This is a genomic window from Halomicronema sp. CCY15110 (genome assembly GCF_016888165.1).
Lineage (GTDB): Bacteria > Cyanobacteriota > Cyanobacteriia > Phormidesmidales > Phormidesmidaceae > Halomicronema.
This window is the reverse complement of record NZ_JACSWC010000040.1, coordinates 1-2,095: the sequence shown is the minus strand read 5'-3', so window position 1 is coordinate 2,095 and position 2,095 is coordinate 1. Positions and strand designations below refer to the sequence as shown.

The window sequence follows — 2,095 nt, the reverse complement described above, 5'->3', positions numbered from 1 at the left end:
TCGATGACCCCATGTTTTCTGGCAGCATCCTACTACAACATGACTTGTGTGTACTTAGTAGCCTTGGTAAGGAGAGGTGCCGCAGGCGGCGAGGTTTTACCCCCCGCAACTCAAGGCCACAAACCTTGCGATACAAGTCTTTGATAGAGTTTTGCCTAGTGGATAACTTTTTAAGAGTAATTAGATATTTGATGCACCAGGCTGTTTACCCTCACCGTAAATCCCTCTCCCAAAACTGGGCTACTACGTATACACAAATTATCCGTCATGCCTTGCCAGCGATTCAGCCCCCTAAATCCCCCAAGTTTGGGGGACTTTGAATTCTGGTCTCCTCCCAGAATTGGGAGGATAAAGGGGGGCCAATGCAGCATGTTGAGGGAGCCATCGAGATGTGTGTACGTCGCAGCCCAAAATTGGGAGAGGGACTTTTCCGGCTCTCCTTCTCCCAAAACTGGGAGAAGGGGCTGGGGGCACGAAATAGATGAATGCCTGTTTAAGCAACTAGAGGCAAACCTTTGCAGATTATTGCTATTCCGTGCCAAAGCCGATGACTTCGGTCAGATTGAAAAGCATAGACGCTTCAGCTTTGGGAGTAATTGGGTGCCATGACCTCGATAACTGTACCCGCAATTTATGGACCAGTCCGGTCCTGGCGATTTGGTCAATCTTTAGGCATCGATCTGCTCGGGGCGGTCTCGACCTGCTCGTTGCACTGTCGCTATTGCCAGCTCGGCACCATTGAACAGTTGACCTGCGATCGCGCTGAGTTTGTGCCCACTCAGCAAGTGCAGACGGAGTTGCAACAGTTCGCGGCAGCCAGCGACGCGATCGATGTGGTCACTTTGAGCGGCAGCGGTGAACCGACCCTCGCCAGCAATCTGGCCCCCGTAATTGCGATCGCGCGCGCGCAACTGCATCGGCCAGTGGTGGTGCTGACCAATGGCACCTTGTTGGGCGATCGTGCCGTGCGCCAAGACTTAGCCGCTGCCGATATCGTCGCAGTCAAAATCGACGCCGTCACTGCGGGCCAATGGCAAGCGCTCAACCGTCCTGTGGCAGGGCTAAACCTCGACCAAGTGCTGGCGGGCATCATGACCTTCCGTGAGCAGTTTGCCGGACAATTTACGATTCAGACCATGGTGACGGAGCCTTGGAGCAAGCTGGATGTGGAGCGCTACAAAGCGGTCATTCGGGCTTTGATGCCGGATGAGGTACAGCTCAACACGCCCCTACGGCCCCGACCGTTGACCCATCAACTAGACGCTCGGGGCAACCATGACGGACCCGCTGATCCGCACTGGCGGCAGCCTCGGTCCGTTTCTGCCGAAGTGCTAACGGCCTTGGGCCATCAATTACAGGCCGATTTGCCCCTGCCGGTGCGTCACCGCTATGAAGCCACACCCCTCTCTGCTTGTTGACTTTTGGAGGCTCTAGCTCATGTGTGACTGGGCGGTGCGCGATCGCTTCCTCAACTTAGAGACCCGCTGGTTTACCCTCATCGGTGAGCAGCTCGAAACCGAGCAGGGTGACTTGCTGGAATATTGGCGAGTCGAGCGCGCCCACTCCCTGATTGTGCTGCCCCTGCTGGGAGATGTCATGCTCCTCCCCGAACCGACCTATCGCCCCGGCGTCGGCACCACCACCTTAGACTTTCCCGGCGGCCGCGTGGCCCCTGAGCTGCCCCTCGTCACCGCAGCCCGGCAAATTTTGCAGCGCGAGTTGGGGATTGACGGGTCTCAAGATCTGCAACTCATGCTGTTGAATCCCCACGGTTGGCCCGTCAACAGTTCCTTTTCGAATCAGCGGTTGTTTGGCATGGTGGCCCAACTCACTGCGCCTTGTCAGCCTACCCAGCCGCACCGCCACTACCCTTGCAACGCAGCGGGGATACAGCGTTTAGCCGATCAGCTCACCTGTTTGCAATGTCGGGCCGTGCTGCGCGAATGGCAAGCGCTGGCCACCCACAGCCACTAGCTCACGCCCCCAGATAAGAAAGGGGATGCAAATTTCCATCGAATGGCACTAGTGGTCTGTCAACTTTCAAATTGTGGGTCAGTGTAGATTGGGTTGAGGTCACGAAACCCAACGATGACAA

Annotated in this window: 2 protein-coding genes; both read left to right on the top strand. The window is 56.3% G+C overall.

The window, feature by feature from the left end:
- Positions 1-605 precede the first annotated feature (605 nt).
- Positions 606-1,418 (top strand): radical SAM protein, encoded by an 813-nt coding sequence (locus JUK32_RS00260; protein WP_204136868.1) that lies wholly within the window; start codon positions 606-608, stop codon positions 1,416-1,418.
- A 19-nt stretch (positions 1,419-1,437) separates the two neighbouring features.
- The gene (locus JUK32_RS00255) at positions 1,438-1,974 is read left to right on the top strand and encodes an NUDIX hydrolase (protein WP_204136867.1); all 537 of its coding nucleotides are present in this window, start codon (positions 1,438-1,440) and stop codon (positions 1,972-1,974) included.
- Positions 1,975-2,095 lie beyond the last annotated feature (121 nt).